Annotated in this window: 14 protein-coding genes and 2 tRNA genes; 11 read left to right on the forward strand and 5 right to left on the reverse strand. The window is 36.0% G+C overall.

All coding sequences use genetic code 11. The features are described 5' to 3' along the window. Nucleotide 1: 1 nt before the first annotated feature. Nucleotides 2-922, reverse strand: a complete 921-nt coding sequence (locus ACQVD9_RS13825) for a 1-aminocyclopropane-1-carboxylate deaminase/D-cysteine desulfhydrase (RefSeq protein ID WP_264746523.1) — start codon at nucleotides 920-922, stop codon at nucleotides 2-4. A 181-nt stretch (nucleotides 923-1,103) separates the two neighbouring features. Between ACQVD9_RS13825 and ACQVD9_RS13830 the strand changes: the two genes are divergently transcribed. The 5 genes from ACQVD9_RS13830 to ACQVD9_RS13850 all read left to right on the forward strand — a co-directional run bounded on the left by ACQVD9_RS13830 (nucleotide 1,104) and on the right by ACQVD9_RS13850 (nucleotide 4,108). Then, complete coding sequence (locus tag ACQVD9_RS13830) at nucleotides 1,104-1,985, forward strand: universal stress protein (protein ID WP_264746524.1); 882 nt, start codon at nucleotides 1,104-1,106, stop codon at nucleotides 1,983-1,985. Nucleotides 1,986-2,120: 135 nt separating this feature from the next. Further along, nucleotides 2,121-2,921, forward strand: a complete 801-nt coding sequence (locus ACQVD9_RS13835; protein ID WP_264746525.1) for a hypothetical protein — start codon at nucleotides 2,121-2,123, stop codon at nucleotides 2,919-2,921. 68 nt (nucleotides 2,922-2,989) lie between these two features. Then, a tRNA-Ala gene (locus tag ACQVD9_RS13840) sits at nucleotides 2,990-3,065 on the forward strand. Nucleotides 3,066-3,096: 31 nt separating this feature from the next. Further along, nucleotides 3,097-3,171 (forward strand) — tRNA-Glu (locus ACQVD9_RS13845). A 58-nt stretch (nucleotides 3,172-3,229) separates the two neighbouring features. Further along, nucleotides 3,230-4,108 carry a metallophosphoesterase gene (locus tag ACQVD9_RS13850; RefSeq protein ID WP_264746526.1) on the forward strand — a complete coding sequence of 293 codons (879 nt, stop codon included), beginning with the start codon at nucleotides 3,230-3,232 and terminating at the stop codon, nucleotides 4,106-4,108. On the opposite strand, the gene ACQVD9_RS13855 is transcribed toward ACQVD9_RS13850, so the two are convergent. The 4 genes from ACQVD9_RS13855 to gatC form a co-directional block, all read right to left on the reverse strand. Then, on the reverse strand, nucleotides 4,105-5,262 hold the full coding sequence (locus ACQVD9_RS13855; RefSeq protein ID WP_264746527.1) for a response regulator: 1,158 nt from the start codon (nucleotides 5,260-5,262) through the stop codon (nucleotides 4,105-4,107). The two genes, ACQVD9_RS13850 and ACQVD9_RS13855, sit on opposite strands and share 4 nt — an antisense overlap. A 337-nt stretch (nucleotides 5,263-5,599) precedes the next feature. Continuing rightward, entirely contained in the window at nucleotides 5,600-7,045 is a 1,446-nt protein-coding gene (gene gatB, locus ACQVD9_RS13860; RefSeq protein ID WP_264746528.1) for an Asp-tRNA(Asn)/Glu-tRNA(Gln) amidotransferase subunit GatB, read from the reverse strand. A gap of 12 nt (nucleotides 7,046-7,057) precedes the next feature. Then, the gene (gene gatA / locus ACQVD9_RS13865; protein WP_264746529.1) at nucleotides 7,058-8,509 is read right to left on the reverse strand and encodes an Asp-tRNA(Asn)/Glu-tRNA(Gln) amidotransferase subunit GatA; all 1,452 of its coding nucleotides are present in this window, start codon (nucleotides 8,507-8,509) and stop codon (nucleotides 7,058-7,060) included. Nucleotides 8,510-8,524: 15 nt separating this feature from the next. Further along, on the reverse strand, nucleotides 8,525-8,812 hold the full coding sequence (gene gatC, locus ACQVD9_RS13870; RefSeq protein WP_264746530.1) for an Asp-tRNA(Asn)/Glu-tRNA(Gln) amidotransferase subunit GatC: 288 nt from the start codon (nucleotides 8,810-8,812) through the stop codon (nucleotides 8,525-8,527). A gap of 203 nt (nucleotides 8,813-9,015) precedes the next feature. Here gatC and ACQVD9_RS13875 point away from each other — a divergent pair, with 203 nt between their 5' ends. From ACQVD9_RS13875 to ACQVD9_RS13900, 6 genes are all read left to right on the forward strand, one after another. Next, nucleotides 9,016-10,071: a rod shape-determining protein gene (locus ACQVD9_RS13875; RefSeq protein ID WP_264746531.1), complete on the forward strand. Its 1,056-nt coding sequence runs from the start codon at nucleotides 9,016-9,018 to the stop codon at nucleotides 10,069-10,071. Nucleotides 10,072-10,165: 94 nt separating this feature from the next. Further along, a complete protein-coding gene (gene mreC / locus ACQVD9_RS13880; protein ID WP_264747799.1) occupies nucleotides 10,166-11,059 on the forward strand; it encodes a rod shape-determining protein MreC in 894 nt (297 codons plus the stop codon). Further along, nucleotides 11,056-11,553, forward strand: coding sequence for a rod shape-determining protein MreD (gene mreD, locus ACQVD9_RS13885; protein ID WP_264746532.1), 498 nt, complete (start codon nucleotides 11,056-11,058; stop codon nucleotides 11,551-11,553). The genes mreC and mreD overlap by 4 nt, the downstream gene beginning before the upstream one ends. Then, on the forward strand, nucleotides 11,553-12,149 hold the full coding sequence (locus tag ACQVD9_RS13890; protein WP_264746533.1) for a Maf family protein: 597 nt from the start codon (nucleotides 11,553-11,555) through the stop codon (nucleotides 12,147-12,149). The genes mreD and ACQVD9_RS13890 overlap by 1 nt, the downstream gene beginning before the upstream one ends. Nucleotides 12,150-12,160: 11 nt before the next feature. Then, on the forward strand, nucleotides 12,161-13,621 hold the full coding sequence (rng, locus tag ACQVD9_RS13895; RefSeq protein WP_264746534.1) for a ribonuclease G: 1,461 nt from the start codon (nucleotides 12,161-12,163) through the stop codon (nucleotides 13,619-13,621). A gap of 11 nt (nucleotides 13,622-13,632) precedes the next feature. After that, nucleotides 13,633-17,448, forward strand: a complete 3,816-nt coding sequence (locus tag ACQVD9_RS13900; RefSeq protein WP_264746535.1) for a YhdP family protein — start codon at nucleotides 13,633-13,635, stop codon at nucleotides 17,446-17,448. Nucleotides 17,449-17,507 lie beyond the last annotated feature (59 nt).

Raw genomic sequence — 17,507 nt, forward strand, 5'->3', positions numbered from 1 at the left:
CTCAGCTATCAAACAATACTCGTCTTCCTTGTAAACCACCTGTATGTATAAATACAATACGAGTACCTTTTGCAATATGCCCCGCCTGTACTTGCTGCTGTAAAAAAAATAATGTTTTCCCTGTATAAACAGGATCTAATGGTAAACCTGTTGTTTTCTCAACCTCATTAATAAAGTCTAATAACTCTGGATCTGCTTGACCAAAGCCTTTTCTAGCTGCTGATTGTAATTGGTAATTAGCAATTTTAATAGGAATCTCATCCAACAAGTCTTCAATTTGTTTATCTACACGATAGCAATCAGGTACAGCCAGACAACCAACTACTTGATGCCTATTTTCTTTACCCCAGATAATACCCACCAATGTACTACCTGTACCCACACTTAAATAGATACTGTCAAAATCATCCCAACCAATCGTTAGTAATTGTTGCTTAATCATCTGAGGAATGATCTTGCACCCTTGTGCCCCCAAAAGACCACCGCCACCTTCAGGAACAAAATAATAATCAGGATAGCATTCTACCCACTCCTGCCAAAAAGCATCTTGATAGCGACGACGAAATTCACCATAACTCAACCAATGCAGCGTCATTCCAAAATCTTGCAAATCAACAACAGTCGGTGTTTGCACAGGATTACCACGGATTAAACCAACGGTTGCAAAACCTAATCTTTGTCCAGCTGCTGCTAAAGAATGCAAATGGTTAGAGTGAGCACCACCAACGCTTAACAATCCTTTTGCTTTTTGGTCAATTGCCTTATGTAAATGGTATTGAAGCTTAAACCATTTATTGCCTGAAATTAAATAATCTGTTTTATCTAATCGTAAAACGGCTAACTCAACACCTGCTTTATCAAAAACAGGTAAATTTAGGCGATTAAGTACAACCTTATCCAACACAAAAAACAATTTATCCATAAAAAAACCATCACAAAATTTTGCTGATTATATAATAGCCAATGAACTCACAAACATTTATTAATTATTATATGCTTAATATAAATAAACTATTTCCTTGTATTTAGCAGTGTTCAACTCGCGTAAAAACGCTTATAGTATAAACATAAACTCATCCAGAACTCTTTAATTAGGATAGATTATGAAAACCATTTACAGCATCCTTGTGATTATTGACCCTAAACATGATAATAATCCCGTACTTACCCGTGCTAAAGAGTTTGCTAAGGTAATGAAAGCATCATTGCATTTACTCATATGTAATGAGTCCAAGAAGAAAGCTGATTTATTAACTAGCCTAGTAAATGATTTACATGAAGAAGGTTTTCAAGCCACTTCAGAAATCGCTTGGTATAACAATTACCATAATACCGTTGTGACTATTCAGAAAGCTCAAGGTTGCGGCCTGGTTATTAAAACACACCTAGCTGATAGTGCATTGAAACGTGTCATTATTACTCCCGAAGATTGGAAGCTATTACGCCTCTGCCCTTGCCCTATTCTTATTGTTAATCAAGATAGATCTTGGTTAGGTCGCTCTGTATTAGCAGCTGTTGATTTGGGTAATCCTGATAAAAATCATATTGCACTACATGATGTAATAGTCAAACTAGCCAATACATTAACCCGTGTTGCAGAAGGCAATTTGCACCTAGTTAGTGTATATCCCTCACCTATTTTCTCAGAGATTCATCCAGACTCTAATGTTCCTGGTATGACGCCTGAAATCAAAGAAATATATACTTCGGCATGCAAAGCATTTGAAGATCAATACCCTGCTCTTACCAAAGAAAATATTCATCTTGCTGCAGGGGCGGCTGATATTATTATTCCACAAACAGCGAAGGACCTCGATGCCGCAGTTTGTGTAATTGGTACAGTTGCTCGTACTGGTATTTCTGGTGTATTAATTGGTAATACGGTAGAAGCTATTTTGGATGATTTAGATTGTGATATCTTAATTCTCAAACCTGATAGTATCAACGATCAATTAGAACAACTTATCAAACAAATTCACTACTAATAGCTACTGAACAGGATAGTTTTTACTATCCTGTTAGTTCTCTAACATAATACTAAACATAATGTATTAGTTGCACTTCTCCCGCTAATTCACCATAATTTGTTAAAACTATTCTTATTCGCAAGGCATACCACAATGAACATAAAACATAATATTCTTAACAGTATTATTATCACTATAGCAATGGCTACCTCTGTAGCTTATGCAAACCCTAAAAGTTGTAATACTGCAGATATTATCCAAAAAATGGAACAACGATTAGACACTATTACAGATTATCGTGTAACCATTGAGTCTGTTGTGAATGACCAAAAACCTGCAGAAATGACCTTATATGGTAAACGTCCTGATCTATTAAAAGCAGTTATGCAGCTTTCTGAAACAGATAAACTAACCATTGTATATGACAAACAATACCAATGGATTGAAGAAGGTAATATGGTTTACCAAGTAAACTTAAGTAAGAGTGAAAGAAGAACAGCTGAGCGTCCTTTTGATACAGACTACTCACTAGCTGGTGGTTTATTGAGTGGTGAAGACTATGTTGGTACTATCAAAACCATGTTAACCATTTATGATTTAAAAGCTTCTTGCCAAACTAACACCATTACCTTAACAGGTGATTTAGATATTCCAAAATTCACTGAATATACTAAAAGCCGCAATATCACTGCTCCTTTAGATGAGTTTGTTAAGCAATTTGCTAAGACTTTAAAGAAAGCCACTATTAAAATAGATAAAAGTAACTACTTAGTTACCAGCTATAATTTAGCGGGCACAGATAAATTTAAAGTTTTATTTAATGATTATGACTTCTCACCACTTACTGCAGAACAATTGAGTTATAAAATACCCGAAGGAATAAAACCTATTGATATTACTCCAGGGGCACCTCAGTCTGAGCCAGTACCTGCAACCGATGGAGTATCTAATTAGACAACAACTAAACTAGAAACTTCTTGACAGACTAGGTTAGCCCCTGTAACATTCGCTCCGTCCTTATTGGGGCTATAGCTCAGCTGGGAGAGCACTTGCATGGCATGCAAGGGGTCAGCGGTTCGATCCCGCTTAGCTCCACCAATTTATGCAACTTAGTTTGCAAGAAGGTTTTGTCCCCTTCGTCTAGTGGTTAGGACATCGCCCTTTCACGGCGGTAACAGGGGTTCGAGTCCCCTAGGGGACGCCATTTATGTAAATTTAGGCAGCTATTTATTAGCTGCCTTTTTTATTACTGAAATTTTACTATGATCTCTATTACTGTTACTCTTCTAGAGTTTTTAGCAGTTTATTTTGGCTGGCTTTGTTTTCCAGTTGCTATCCTTTGTCTTTGGTTAATAAAAAAACGTCGTTATAAAAAAACCAGCTTTATTATACTAATATTAAGCCTATCATTCTTTTGGGCTCACTATATTGAACCGCAAATTATTCTTGTAAAAGAAAGAACCATTACAAAGCTAGGCTTTAATGCTGATATTATCTTAATTGCTGATTTACACTTAGGTTATTATAAAGATCAACACTATTTACAACGTGTAGTTGATAAAATTAATACCATTCCTGCTGATTATGTGGTTATAGCAGGAGACTTTTTATATAAAAGTGATGAAAAATATTATAAAACTCACTTTGCACCTTTAGCGAAAATCAATAAGCCTATTTATGCAGTACGTGGTAACCATGATTATCGATATACTAGAAGAAATCTTCCTAAAGTTTTAGAAAGCTTTAATGTTAAGATCATTGAAGATCAAATTATTGATTTAAATAGCTACCAACTCGCAGGCCTAAAAGATCGAGTTGAATCTTATGATGATACTGATTTTCTAAAAAAAGCAGCAAAGAATAAACCTATTTTAGTGGTTGCTCATAATCCAGATAGCAGCGATAAATTAACTACTTACAATGTACCCTTATTGCTAGCAGGACACACTCATTGTGGGCAAGTTCGTTTACCTTATAGCAATAAGCTTGTTGTTAAAACTAGTTATGGCTTAGTATGTGGCTATTATGATGCTAGTATTACTGGTACACCAGTGTTTGTGACAGCAGGCGTTGGTGAAAACAATTTACCATTACGGCTCTTTAATCCACCAACCATTGATGTTCTACACCTACGTAATTAATCCTTTTTGCCGAAGAGATTTTTTACAGAACGAATACCTGATAAAAATCCCTCTTTAACTTTAGATGAGATATCTGTTAATTTATCAGCTAAAGCCACTTCCTCTTCTTCAACTTCTTCTACACGCTCTGGAGGCGGCCATTTTAAATAGATAGGCCCCTCATATAACCTAGTTGCTTTATCTATAGCAGGCGATAGTTGCTGACAAATCTTCTCTGCACGTGTATTAAAAGGAAAATAACTAAATATTATTTGTTCACTCAATAAATTTATAATGTCTTGATAGTTTGTTTTATCTTTATTCACTACCGCAATAATAGATAAATGGGGTAGTTCTCGTTTTACCTGACTTAAAAATATTGTTTCATGATCCTCAAGGATATTAGCTCGTTCAAAGAAATAAATAACAGCTTTAACGATAGTCGTTTCCAATACTTTAATGGCTGATTTTCTATCCTCAGCTCTTATAAATAAAGCTTTACCTGTATAACTTGCTTTTATTTCTTCAAATATTTCATCGCTACTACATTTAACTAATACAGGATTAGCTGAAGCAGGGATTGTTTTAGCTATGGTAATTTCTTTATCAAAATTTGGTGAGTTTTTTTGTAACTTTGCTGCTGCACTAGCTAAGCTACCGGATTGTTCAAGATAAAGTTCTAAGGCAGCATTAACAAACTCTAATAGACGATTATCATCAAAAGGTTTCTTAATTAGTTTAAAAACATCTCCTTTTTCTAAAGAGAGTTTAGCTTTACCAAAATCTAATTGCCCTGCTAATAATATCCTACTGGTATTAGGTGCTATCTTTTTCGCTTTGAGTAAAAAGTCGACTCCTAAAATATTCATATTAGGTAATGCTTGGTCACTAATAACTAATGCTATTTTTTTAGTACCGATAATTTTTAATGCATCCAATGGGTCTGTTAAACAATAAACATCATATTGTGGTTTTAATATCGAACTCAAGGCATTCATTGCTTTAACATCAATATCAAATATAACTATTTTTAGCTTTTGGCTACTTTCTACCTTAGCAAGAATTTCTTGTAGATTAGCGTTTAAATTACTGTCGTCTTCACTTACTTGCTCAGATCCTTTTTTACGTTTATGAAAATCAAAAACCTGTGGGGAGTCCTGCTCTTGTTGACTCATATAATACCTTCACCCTCATTCTTTCATAAGAAAATTAAGTAACATTCAAGAAAACAACTCAATTCTCTATTAAATATCCATTAAATTACTAGAAATAATATAAAGGTTATTGTAACCATTATATTATTTCTAGCCAACCTCAGAAAAACAAGAAAACACAAATAAAATCAAAAAGATACAAAAACAATATTGATCTATTTAATTATTTTAGACATTCATTGTGCTATATCAAAAGAATATAAAAATATAAATAAAAAGGAAATTATGTTTCAATCCTTAAAAACTAAATAAATACAGTATCCACCTATCGCTAAGTGGATACTCATTTTATTAGTCTTTAACCTTCTAATTTTTTCTTAAGTAATTCATTTACTTGCTGAGGGTTAGCTTTTCCTTTAGAAGCTTTCATTGCTTGTCCAACAAAGAAACCAAACATTTTCTTACGCTTGCTTTCATCACCAGCACGATACTCTTCTACATCTTTAACAAGACCAGCCAGCATTTCATCTAAAATAGACTCAATAGCGCCAGAATCTGTTACTTGCTTCAACCCTTTAGCTTCAATCACATGGTCAGCAGTACCTTCTCCAGCAGCCATTGCTTCAAATACGGTTTTAGCAATCTTACCAGAAATAGTATTATCCTTAATACGTACCAATAAACCACCTAATAATTCAGCTGAAATAGGCGATTCTGTTATGTCTAAATTATCTTTATTTAATAAACTAGATAACTCCCCCATTACCCAGTTAGTTGCTAATTTAGCATCACCACAGATACTTTGTACTTGCTCAAAATAATCTGCTAACTCTCTACTAGCTGTTAACACAGTTGCATCATAAACAGATAAAGCAAACTGTTGCTGTAAACGTTCACGTTTTTGATTAGGTAACTCAGGTAGTTGCGCACGTACTTCTTCAATAAGTTCATCATCTAATACGACAGGTAATAAATCAGGATCAGGGAAATAACGGTAATCATTAGCCTCCTCCTTACTACGCATAGAACGAGTTTCATCTTTTACAGGATCATAAAGACGGGTTTCTTGAACAATTTTACCACCATCTTCTAAGATTTCGATTTGGCGTTGAGCTTCGTAGTTAATAGCTCTTTCTACATTTCGGAAAGAGTTAACATTCTTAATTTCACAACGCGTACCATACTCAGTTGCACCTTTTGGTCTAACTGATACGTTACAGTCACAACGTAATGACCCTTCTGCCATATTACCATCGCAGATATCTAAATAACGCACTAACGCGTGGATTGCTTTAGCATAAGCCACTGCTTCTTTAGCACTACGCATATCAGGTTCAGAAACAATTTCCAATAATGGTGTACCTGCACGGTTTAAATCGATCCCCGTCATCCCTTGAAAATCTTCATGTAAACTTTTACCTGCATCCTCTTCTAAATGAGCACGAGTAACACCTACAGACTTAACTGTACCATCTTCCAAGGCAATTTCTAAACACCCCTTGCCAACGATAGGGAGTTCAAATTGACTGATTTGATAACCCTTTGGTAGATCAGGATAAAAATAGTTTTTGCGAGCAAAAATACTCGTTTTACCAATATGTGCGTCTATTGCCAAACCAAATTTAACGGCTTTTCTTACCGCTTGCCCATTAAGAACAGGTAACACACCTGGCATACCTAAATCTATCAAACTGGCTTGCGTATTAGGTTCTGCTCCGAAGGTAGTACTGCTACCTGAAAAGATCTTTGAATTTGTTGAAAGTTGAGCGTGAATTTCTAGCCCAATCACCATTTCCCATTGCATCAGTTAAACTCCTTAGAAGCCAGTAGGGACTTGACGATGCCAGTCAGTCACTTGTTGATATTGATGAGCAATATTCAGTAAACGACCTTCTTCAAAATAAGGTGCTAATAATTGTCCACCTACAGGTAAACCATCAGCAAAACCAATAGGCATAGATAAAGCAGGCAATCCCGCCAAGTTAGCTGTAATGGTATACACGTCTTCCAAATATTGAGCTACTGGATCACCAGCCTTGTCACCTATTTTCCATGCTGGATTTGGTGTAGTAGGACTGAAAATCACATCCACTTCATTAAAGGCTTGCATAAAATCATTTTTAATCAAACGGCGAATTTTTTGTGCTTGTAAATAGTAAGCATCGTAATAACCTGCTGATAGGGCATAAGTACCTACCATAATACGGCGTCTTACCTCTGCCCCAAAACCTTCTGTTCTTGAGCGCGTATACATATCTTGTAAATCTTTTGGATTTTCACAACGATAACCAAAACGTGCCCCATCAAAACGAGATAGATTAGAAGAAGCTTCTGCAGGCGCAATTACATAATAGGCAGGAATAGCCTGCTCCATATTAGCGAGACTAATTTCTTTAATCACTGCACCTAACTTTTCTAGCTCTTTAACGGCAGTGTCAACTAAGCTAGCAATACGAGGATCTAATCCTGCACCAAAGAACTCTTTAGGTAAGCCTACTTTTAAACCTGTTATTTTTTTATCTAAGTCTGCATAATAGTCTGGTACTGCTTCACTCATACAAGTAGAGTCTTTAGGATCAAAGCCTGCCATTGCTTGTAATAACAATGCACAATCTTCTGCAGTTCTAGCAATAGGACCGCCTTGGTCAAGGCTAGAGGCGTAAGCAATCATTCCCCAACGAGAAACTCGACCATAGGTAGGTTTAATACCTGTTACGCCTGTTAGGGCAGCAGGTTGACGAATAGAACCACCTGTATCTGTACCTGTAGTGGCAGGCACTAATCTAGCAGCCACAGCTACTGCTGAGCCGCCACTAGAGCCGCCGGGAACACGCGTAGTATCCCAAGGATTCTTAACCGCGCCATAATAGCTAGACTCATTGGATGAACCCATGGCAAATTCATCAAGGTTAGTTTTGCCTAGGGTAACGCAACCTGAGTTAATCAATTTTTGTACAACTGTTGCATTATAAGGTGCTAAAAAGTTATCTAGCATTTTAGAGCCACAACTAGTACGTATACCCTGTGTACAAAATAAATCTTTATGAGCAATAGGTACACCTAGTAACTCATGATATTTGCCTTGAGCGCGTCTTTCATCTGCTGCTTTTGCTTGCTCAAGTGCTAGTTGTTCAGTCACTGTAATAAAACTATTTAACTGAGGATCTAACTGCTTAATTCTTTCTAATAGATAGCTAGTAATTTCTACAGAGCTAAATTCTTTGGCTATTAGTGCCTTAGAAATATCTGACAAGGTTAATTGATGCATTACTATTTGCCTTAATTATTCAATAACTTTAGGTACAAGGTAGAGCCCATCACTTACAGCAGGAGCTATCTTCTGATAATCGTCACGGTGATTCTCCTCTGTCACCATATCTGGTCGTAACCGCTGAGTTGCTTCTAGTGGATGTGCTAATGGTTCCACTCCGTCAGTATTGACAGCCTGCATACGATCAATTAATTTCAAAATGTTATTTAACGTCGTTGTCGTCTCAGCCAAATCACTGTCATTTAGCTTTAAGGCCGCTAACTGGGCAATTTTTTCAACATCTGTTTGCTCAAGTGCCATTAATATCTCCAGCTATATATAATTTTTTTTAAATGGGATACAATTTCCCCATGTATAAATTACACAAAAACCATTACAATTTATCACAATACTGATTTTCGCTAAATCTATTCCTTAATCATCATGGAATAAATTTCGTTTTACAATTGTTGATCTATTGTACAGATTATTCTTTTTAATTAAAAACTAGAGTTCTTACTTTTATGTTTAACGTCTTCAAAAAGTTACGTGGTTTCTTTTCCAGTGACCTTTCAATTGATTTAGGTACAGCTAATACACTGGTTTATATTCGGGATCGTGGTATTGTTTTAAATGAACCTTCTGTAGTTGCTATTCGTCATCAAGGTAATCAAAAAAGTATTGTTGCAGTTGGTACTGAAGCAAAACAAATGCTTGGCCGTACACCAGGTAATATTTCAGCTATCCGTCCAATGAAAGATGGTGTTATTGCTGATTTTGAAGTATGTGAAAGCATGCTTGAATATTTTATCAATAAAGTACATGAAAAAAGTTTATTACCTCCAAGTCCTCGTATTTTAATCTGTGTACCTTGTAAATCCACTCAAGTGGAAAGACGTACCATTCGTGATGCTGCTTTACATGCCGGAGCACGTGAAGCTTACTTAATTGAAGAACCTATGGCAGCGGCTATTGGTGCAGGTTTACCAGTAGAAGAAGCACGTGGTTCTATGGTAATTGATATTGGTGGTGGTACTACTGAAATTGCCCTTATTTCATTAAATGGTGTGGTTTATGCCGAGTCTGTACGCTTAGGCGGTGACCGTTTTGATGAAGCTATTGTGACTTATGTACGTCGTAACTATGGTAGCCTTATTGGGGAATCTACTGCCGAACATATTAAACAGCAAATTGGTTCTGCTTTCCCTGACCCCAACGGTGAAATTCGTGAGATTGAAGTAAGAGGCCGTAACCTAGCCGAAGGTATTCCACGCTCTTTCACACTTACTTCAGCTGAAGTTTTAGAAGCTTTACAAGAATCTTTAGCTACTATTGTACAAGCTGTGAAAAGTGCTTTAGAACAGTCGCCTCCAGAACTAGCGTCAGACATTGCAGAGCGTGGCTTGGTGTTAACTGGTGGTGGTGCATTATTACGTGATTTAGATAAGTTAATCTCTCAAGAGACTGGACTTCCTGTTATTGTGGCAGAAGATCCTCTCACTTGTGTGGCTCGTGGTGGTGGTAAATTATTAGAAATGATAGACCGTCATGCAATGGATCTATTATCCACCAATCCTTAATCTAACTTGTAGATATATTTTTCAACAAAAATATATCTACACTATCCTATCACTAGAGCTATACTCTCTATCTATTCTATAGAGGGGGATTATTATTAAATCTTTATTCCCTAGGGGACTTTCCAAAAGATTTAAAGCCATAACATTGTCCATTTTGGCTATTGTTGCTATGGTTGTAGACGCTCGTTTTGAAGTTCTTATACCTGTACGCCATAAGATAGGTATAGTTACCTCACAACTTTATGCTGTTACCAATATCCCTAATAAAATATGGGGTACTATTCAAGAGCAATTTTCAAGTCACAGTGAATTATTGGCTGAAAATGAACGTTTAAAAGCACAATCCTTATTATTAGAACAAAAACTACAGAAACTAGCCTCTCTTACAGAACAAAATGTTCGTTTAAGAGAATTATTAAACTCAACCAGCTTAGTTGATGAAAAAGCTGTTGTCAGTGAACTTATAGGTATTGACCCAAACCCTAGCACCTTCCGTTATCTAATTGATAAAGGCAGTAGTGATGGTGTTTTTATAGGACAAGCCATATTAGATGCCAAAGGTATTATGGGCCAAGTAATCGATGTTATGCCTCATAGTGCGTGGGTTTTATTAATTACTGATACTACCCATAGTATTCCTATTATGGTCAATCGTAATGGCTTAAGAGCCATTGCCACAGGTACAGGTGAAGACTTACTAGAGATACGCTATGTTCCTAATAATGAAGATATTCAAGTTAATGACCTTTTAGTAAGCTCAGGTTTAGGTGGTAACTTCCCTGCGGGTTATCCTGTAGCTGTTGTTTCTAAAATTGAGCATGATAATGGCACTCCCTTTGCCACTATTTATGCCAAACCCACTGCTGCACTCAATCGTAGCCGTTATGTATTATTAATATTTACTTCAAGACAAATACTTGATAACAGTCATGACACTGCCACATCAGAATCCCCAGAAACACCAGCAGAGGAAGAGACAACGCCATGACAGCACATCATCTTAGAGGCGGTTGGGCTATTTGGACCAGTGTATTAGTTGCTTTATTACTGAGCATTACACCTCTTCCCCAATCCCTTAATGCTTTTCGCCCATTATGGGTTTCTTTAGTATTTATCTATTGGTCTTTATTTCTACCCCATCGTGTAAGCATGGTAGCAGCCTTTATTTTTGGTGTACTACTAGATGTTATGGTTAATAGTTTACTAGGTCAAAACGCGCTAGTTTTAGTCTTAACCGTATATATCAGCTTACTCTTCCAACATAAAATTAGGCCGCAACCCATTGTCAGACAAACCATAATGGTTTCTGTTATCTTAATATTAGGACAACTAATCCAATTATGGATTTATGTTTTAACAGGTATTTATCCCAGTAACTTCAGTATTTTTGATTATATCTTTCCTATCATTACCAGTGCTATTATGTGGCCATGGCTATCCGCAGCACTAAGAGCTTTACGGATACGAATAGGGATTAACTAATGAGTGTTCTTTATCTTGCCTCAGCATCCCCTCGTCGGCAAGCACTGCTTAAGCAATTAGGTATAACTTTTTCCGTTATTAATGCAGATATAGACGAAACACCTCATCACAATGAATTACCTGAAAGCTATGTACAGCGTTTAGCTATTGCTAAAGCGAAAGCAGGTTTTACACAACTATCAGACCAACAAAAAGAAATAGCTTGTATCTTAGCGGCTGATACCACTGTTAGTATAAATAATAAAATACTTGGTAAACCCCACTCACAGCAACAAGCTATAACTATGTTAGCTGAGTTATCTAATAAAACTCATAAAGTTTTTACAGCAATTACCTTATACTATCAAAATCAACTTATTAGTCAGGTTATCACCACTGAGGTAACCATGCGAGCCATCTCTGAAGAAGAAGCTATTGCTTATTGGCAAACTGGGGAACCTAAAGATAAAGCAGGTGGATATGCTATTCAAGGATTGGCTGCTATGTTTATTGAAAAAATAGAAGGTGATTATTACTCGGTAGTTGGTTTACCCATATTCGCTACAACCCAATTATTAAAGCAGGTTGGCATTTATCCACTAATAAAGAATAAATAATAGGACAACTCATGAGCACTGAGATTTTTATAAATGTCACCCCTATGGAAACAAGAGTTGCTTTTGTAGAAAATAGCATTCTGCAAGAAGTATATATGGAACGTACCCTTAAACGAGGCATTGTTGGTAACATTTATAAAGGTCAAGTAATCCGAGTACTACCAGGAATGCAAGCTGCCTTTATTAATATAGGCTTAGATAAAGCTGCTTTTATTCACGTAGCAGAGCTTACCAATCGTGAAATTGACCAACCACAAGAAGAAGATATTACTAAACTATTGAAAGAAGGGCAGCACCTAATTGTACAAGTCACTAAGGATCCCATAGGAACTAAAGGTGCTCGATTAACCACGCAACTGTCTCTCCCCTCTCATTATCTAGTATATATGCCACAAACACAGCATATTGGTATTTCACTTCGTATTGAAGATGAGTTAGAGCGAGAACGGCTTAAACAATTAGTCACTGAATGTATTGAAGAGGAAGCAATAGTAGAGGGTGGTTTTATTATTCGCACAGCAGCTGAAGGCATTGCTAAATCGGAACTACTAACAGATATTCGTTATCTCAATAAACTATGGAATCAAGTAAAAGGCCATATTGAGAAAGCTCAAGCTTCCTCACTAATCTATGAAGATTTACCACTCAATTTACGTATAGTACGTGATTTCATTAATCCAACCATTCATAGAGTATACATAGACTCACAAGAAACTTTCCACAAAGCTGAACAATTTTTACAAGAATTTCTACCTGAGCTTAGTGACCGTTTAAAACTTTATATGAATGATCCTCCTCTCTTCGATATTTATGGAATAGAGCAAGAGCTACAAAAAGCTATCGAAAGAAAAGTATCTCTCAAGTCTGGCGGCTATTTAGTAATTGATAACACCGAAGCCATGACCACCATAGATGTTAATACAGGAGGCTTTGTAGGACATAAAAATCTTGAAGAAACCATATTCAAAACAAATCTTGAAGCTGCCACAGCTATAGCTCGCCAACTAAGACTGCGTAATCTAGGTGGTATTATTATCATTGATTTTATTGATATGGAACTTGAAGAGCACCGCGATCAAGTCCTACAAACACTGCAAAAAGAACTTGAAAAAGACCACTCAAAAACTAATGTACTAGGATTTACAGAACTTGGGCTAGTACAAATGACACGCAAACGAACTCGTGAAAATCTTGAGCAAACACTCTGCGAACCCTGTTTCCAATGTCATGGGAAAGGCACATTAAAAACGTCTGAAACAGTTTGTTATGAAATTTTTAGAGAAATCATGAGAATTGCTAGAGCTTATCCTACTAATCGTTATTTAATACTCGCTAACCAAAAAATTGTTGATCGTTTATTAGATGAAGAATCTAACAATGTGGCAGATCTTGAAACATTTATTGGTAAAACCATTAGTTTTCAAGTAGAAAATCTTTATACACAAGATCAATATGATGTTGTTCCACAATAATGGAATAAAGAATGACACAGGGCAACCCAAAAATTACAACTAAAATACGCAAGCTAATCATTAGCTGTTTATTGTTATTATTGGTACTCGTAGCTCTTTATGTCAGCATTGCTAGGCAATTAGTTGTTTGGGTAAGTGACTATAAGTTTCACCTACAAAACAAACTTTCTGAAACATTACATACCCCAGTCACTATTGGGGAACTAAAAGGTAGTTGGGATATATTTTCCCCTACTTTAACCGCTTATAATGTTCATATTGGTGATCATGAGCAAAAACTAGAAGTTGATCAACTAACACTTGAAATAGATGTTCCACAAACTATTTTAAATTGGCAAGTACGTATTGCAACTGCTCATGGTGAAAGTTTAAAACTACAAATTCGTGAAAATAAACCCGATACTTGGTCAATAGGTGGTATACCTCGACAAAAAGACCCTATTACACCAGCGATCATTCTCTCACAACTACAGCGCTTTACTAAAATATCTATCAGTAATAGTACGATCAGTGTTCATCCTTACAATTATCCTACGCATACATTTACTCATGTTAACGCCACATTAACTCATTTTACAGATGAAAGAATGCGGTTAGATGGCATACTCTATATTAATGATGATAAACCTCTTATTCTTTCAACAACAGCTTCTATAGCCCCTGAAAACTGGCAAAACTTAAAGGGTACACTGTACGCCGATATTCCTTATCTTGATTGGCATACATGGTTACCTAAAGAGATTGAATTACCTCAACAATTGAAAAAATTAACCTTAGGTGGCCAGGTGTGGGCTACTGTAAAGAATGGTCAATTACGTTCAGCCACTATTGATACTAAAAATAGCCAATTAGTTGTTCAACATGAAAAAAATCAAACTGTTGCAATTAAAGATATCAATATGCAAGCATGGTTTGATGCTTATCGACAAGAATATATAGGGCTACAAGTCAAAGGGTTATCTTTTACCATCGACAAAACACCTTTCACAGACCTTGATCTACTATTAACACGTCGCACAATCGATAATCAACAACAATGGAATGCTCAAGCTAATAGCATTAATATAGAGCACTTTATTCCCCCAGTACTAGCACTAGCCCCTCTTTCTAAAAAAATACATGAAGCTATTAATACAGTATCTCCTAAAGGTATCATCCAAAATTTGAACATTAAATGGCTACCTGAAAAACCACTGATTGATAGTTTAAGTTTTATAGCTGATGTTAAAGATATATCTTTTAATGCTTATAAAGATACAGTAGGAGCATCTAATATTACAGGAAAAATCCAAGGTGGTATTAATAGCGGTCACTTAGATCTTGATGCTGACAACTTTTCACTCTTTATCGCAAAAGTATACAGTAAGCCTTGGCACTATCAACATGCCAAAACTACCCTAAATTGGTCATTCGATGGTGACACCGTTAGCATTTTTAGTCACTTAATGCAGCTTAAAGGTGATGAAGGTGACCTAGCAGGGGATATGATGATTCGCCTTTATCCCTATGATGGCATCAAAGACTATATGGATCTACGGGTAAATATTGCCAATGGTGATGCTAGCTATACCTCTAAATATATTCCTTCAAAGGCAAATATTGATCCAGAGTTAGTGCATTGGTTAAATACCTCTATTAAAAGTGGAGATATTGAAACAGGTTTCTTTCAATATCAAGGTTCATTAGATAAGCGAACACCTTCCACTGCACATAGTTTATTGCTTTATATGAAGCCTAAAAATGCTGAAATTAATTATCAAGCCCCATGGCTACCCATCAAACAAGTTGATGGAGAGGTTTTTGTAGAACCTTCTGGAGTTCGCATATTAGCTGATAAAGGCGTTATTAGTAATAGCCAATTAACTGATATCAATATCAATATTCCACATATAGCTAATCCAGCAATCACTCATTTATATTTAAACGCTAAAATTGTTAGTACTCTTGATGATACCCTCCAAATACTAAAGTCAGCACCACCCGAAATATCTCATGTATTTAATGACTGGCAAGGTACAGGTAACTTAACAGGGAGTTTACAATTAGATATTCCTTTGAAAAAACATCATCAACCAGTTGTTATTACTAGTTTTAGTACAAAAGGGGCGCAATTAAATCTACAACACCCTATTCCCGCTTTAACCAATATATCAGGCAACTTCCATTATGACAGCACTAAAGGATTAAGCAGCCAAGCAGTTAGTGCCTATGCTTTAGGCAACCCTATAACAGGTTCTATTACAGCTAAAGGTACTCATGGTGAGCCGCTTTCCTATATGAAGCTAAAAGGAAATATTGATATTACCAAACTAGCCAGCTGGTATATTACACCCAATAAGACATGGCCATTTTCTGGGAAAACACCTTATGATTTAGAAATTTGGATAGGAGAAAATAACCAGTTAAAAGTTTCCTCTGATCTAAAAGGCATTGCTCTAAATCTTCCTGCTCCATTTACAAAATCAGCAGAACAAGAGCAAAACTTTACTTATCAAATGAATTTTGGCAAACAACAAAAGACTCAACTACAGCTTGACTATAATTCTCTTATTACTTCTGCTATCACTATGGATGAAAACCAACAGAACTGGCAAGGTGAATTATTAATTAATCAAGGAAAAGCCGCTTTTTCAAATAAAAAAGGACTACAGGTTCGTGGTAATTTAAGTCAAGTAAATCTAGAAGAATGGCAAAAACTTTATGATGAATATTTATCGAACTATACATCTAATCAGAATAATAAAATAACGAGTGTTAATACCAATACACTACGCAGTATAGATTTACGTATTGGCCAGGTTACAGGGTTTAACCTTCCCTCTCAACAAGCTGCTCTCTATTTACAACCAACAGGTGAGCAAGGTTGGCGGCTTGATATTAACAGTCCATCCATAGCAGGCCGTATTACTGCTCCACAAGTTAAAAACTTACCTTATTATGTTCATCTAAAATATTTGAAAATACCTAAAACCCTTGTTACTTCATTAAAAGAAAAAGACCCTATTAATAACTTTAATACTGATAACATTCCCAATATAAATTTATCTATTCAACAGCTATTTATAGAGAATGAGTTAATAGGAACTATTAATTTAAAAAACAGTACATCTAAACAGGGATTAAAGGTTTCCAACATTGCCTTAAATCTTAAAGGTCTACATGTAAAAGGTGACTTAGATTGGCAAATAGGCCAACAAACTACTTTTAACGGTATATTATCAGGAAAAAATTTAGAAGCTATTTTAACTAGCTGGGACATAAAACCCACTATTACAGCTAAATCTTTTAAAGTAGCTATTAATGGTTCATGGCTTGGTACACCTGCTGACTTTGCTCCGGAACACTTTACAGGAACACTAGCTCCAGAGTTAAAATCTGGCCGTTTACTAAGTGTTGATGGTTCTTCCACTAATATATTACGTATCTTTGGTATTCTAAACTCTGAAGCAATTAGTCGACGCTTACGTTTAGATTTTACCGACCTATATAAGGCAGGACTTGCCTACGACAGTATTAAAGGTGAATTCAAAGGTAATAATGGCGTTCTGCAAATCGATAAACCTTTTGTATTTGAAGGTCCTTCTATGATTATGTCCATGACAGGACATATTAATATGCAGAACCAACAAGTAGATGCTAACCTTAAAGTAGGTGTTCCCTTAGGCTCTAATATTTCTATTGCTACTTTAGCCGTTGCACCGCCTATTGGTGGGGCCATGTTGATAGTAGATTATTTTCTTGGTAATGAACTTATGAAACTAGTAGCTGTTACTTATAGCATTAAGGGTAATTGGAACAATCCTACTATTACACTAGGAAGTCACTAAACCAATCTATATAGCTATACTTGCAAATAATAACTAATCTCTCATAAAAAAACCCGCTA

The sequence above is a fragment of the Entomomonas sp. E7T21 genome, assembly GCF_058693955.1.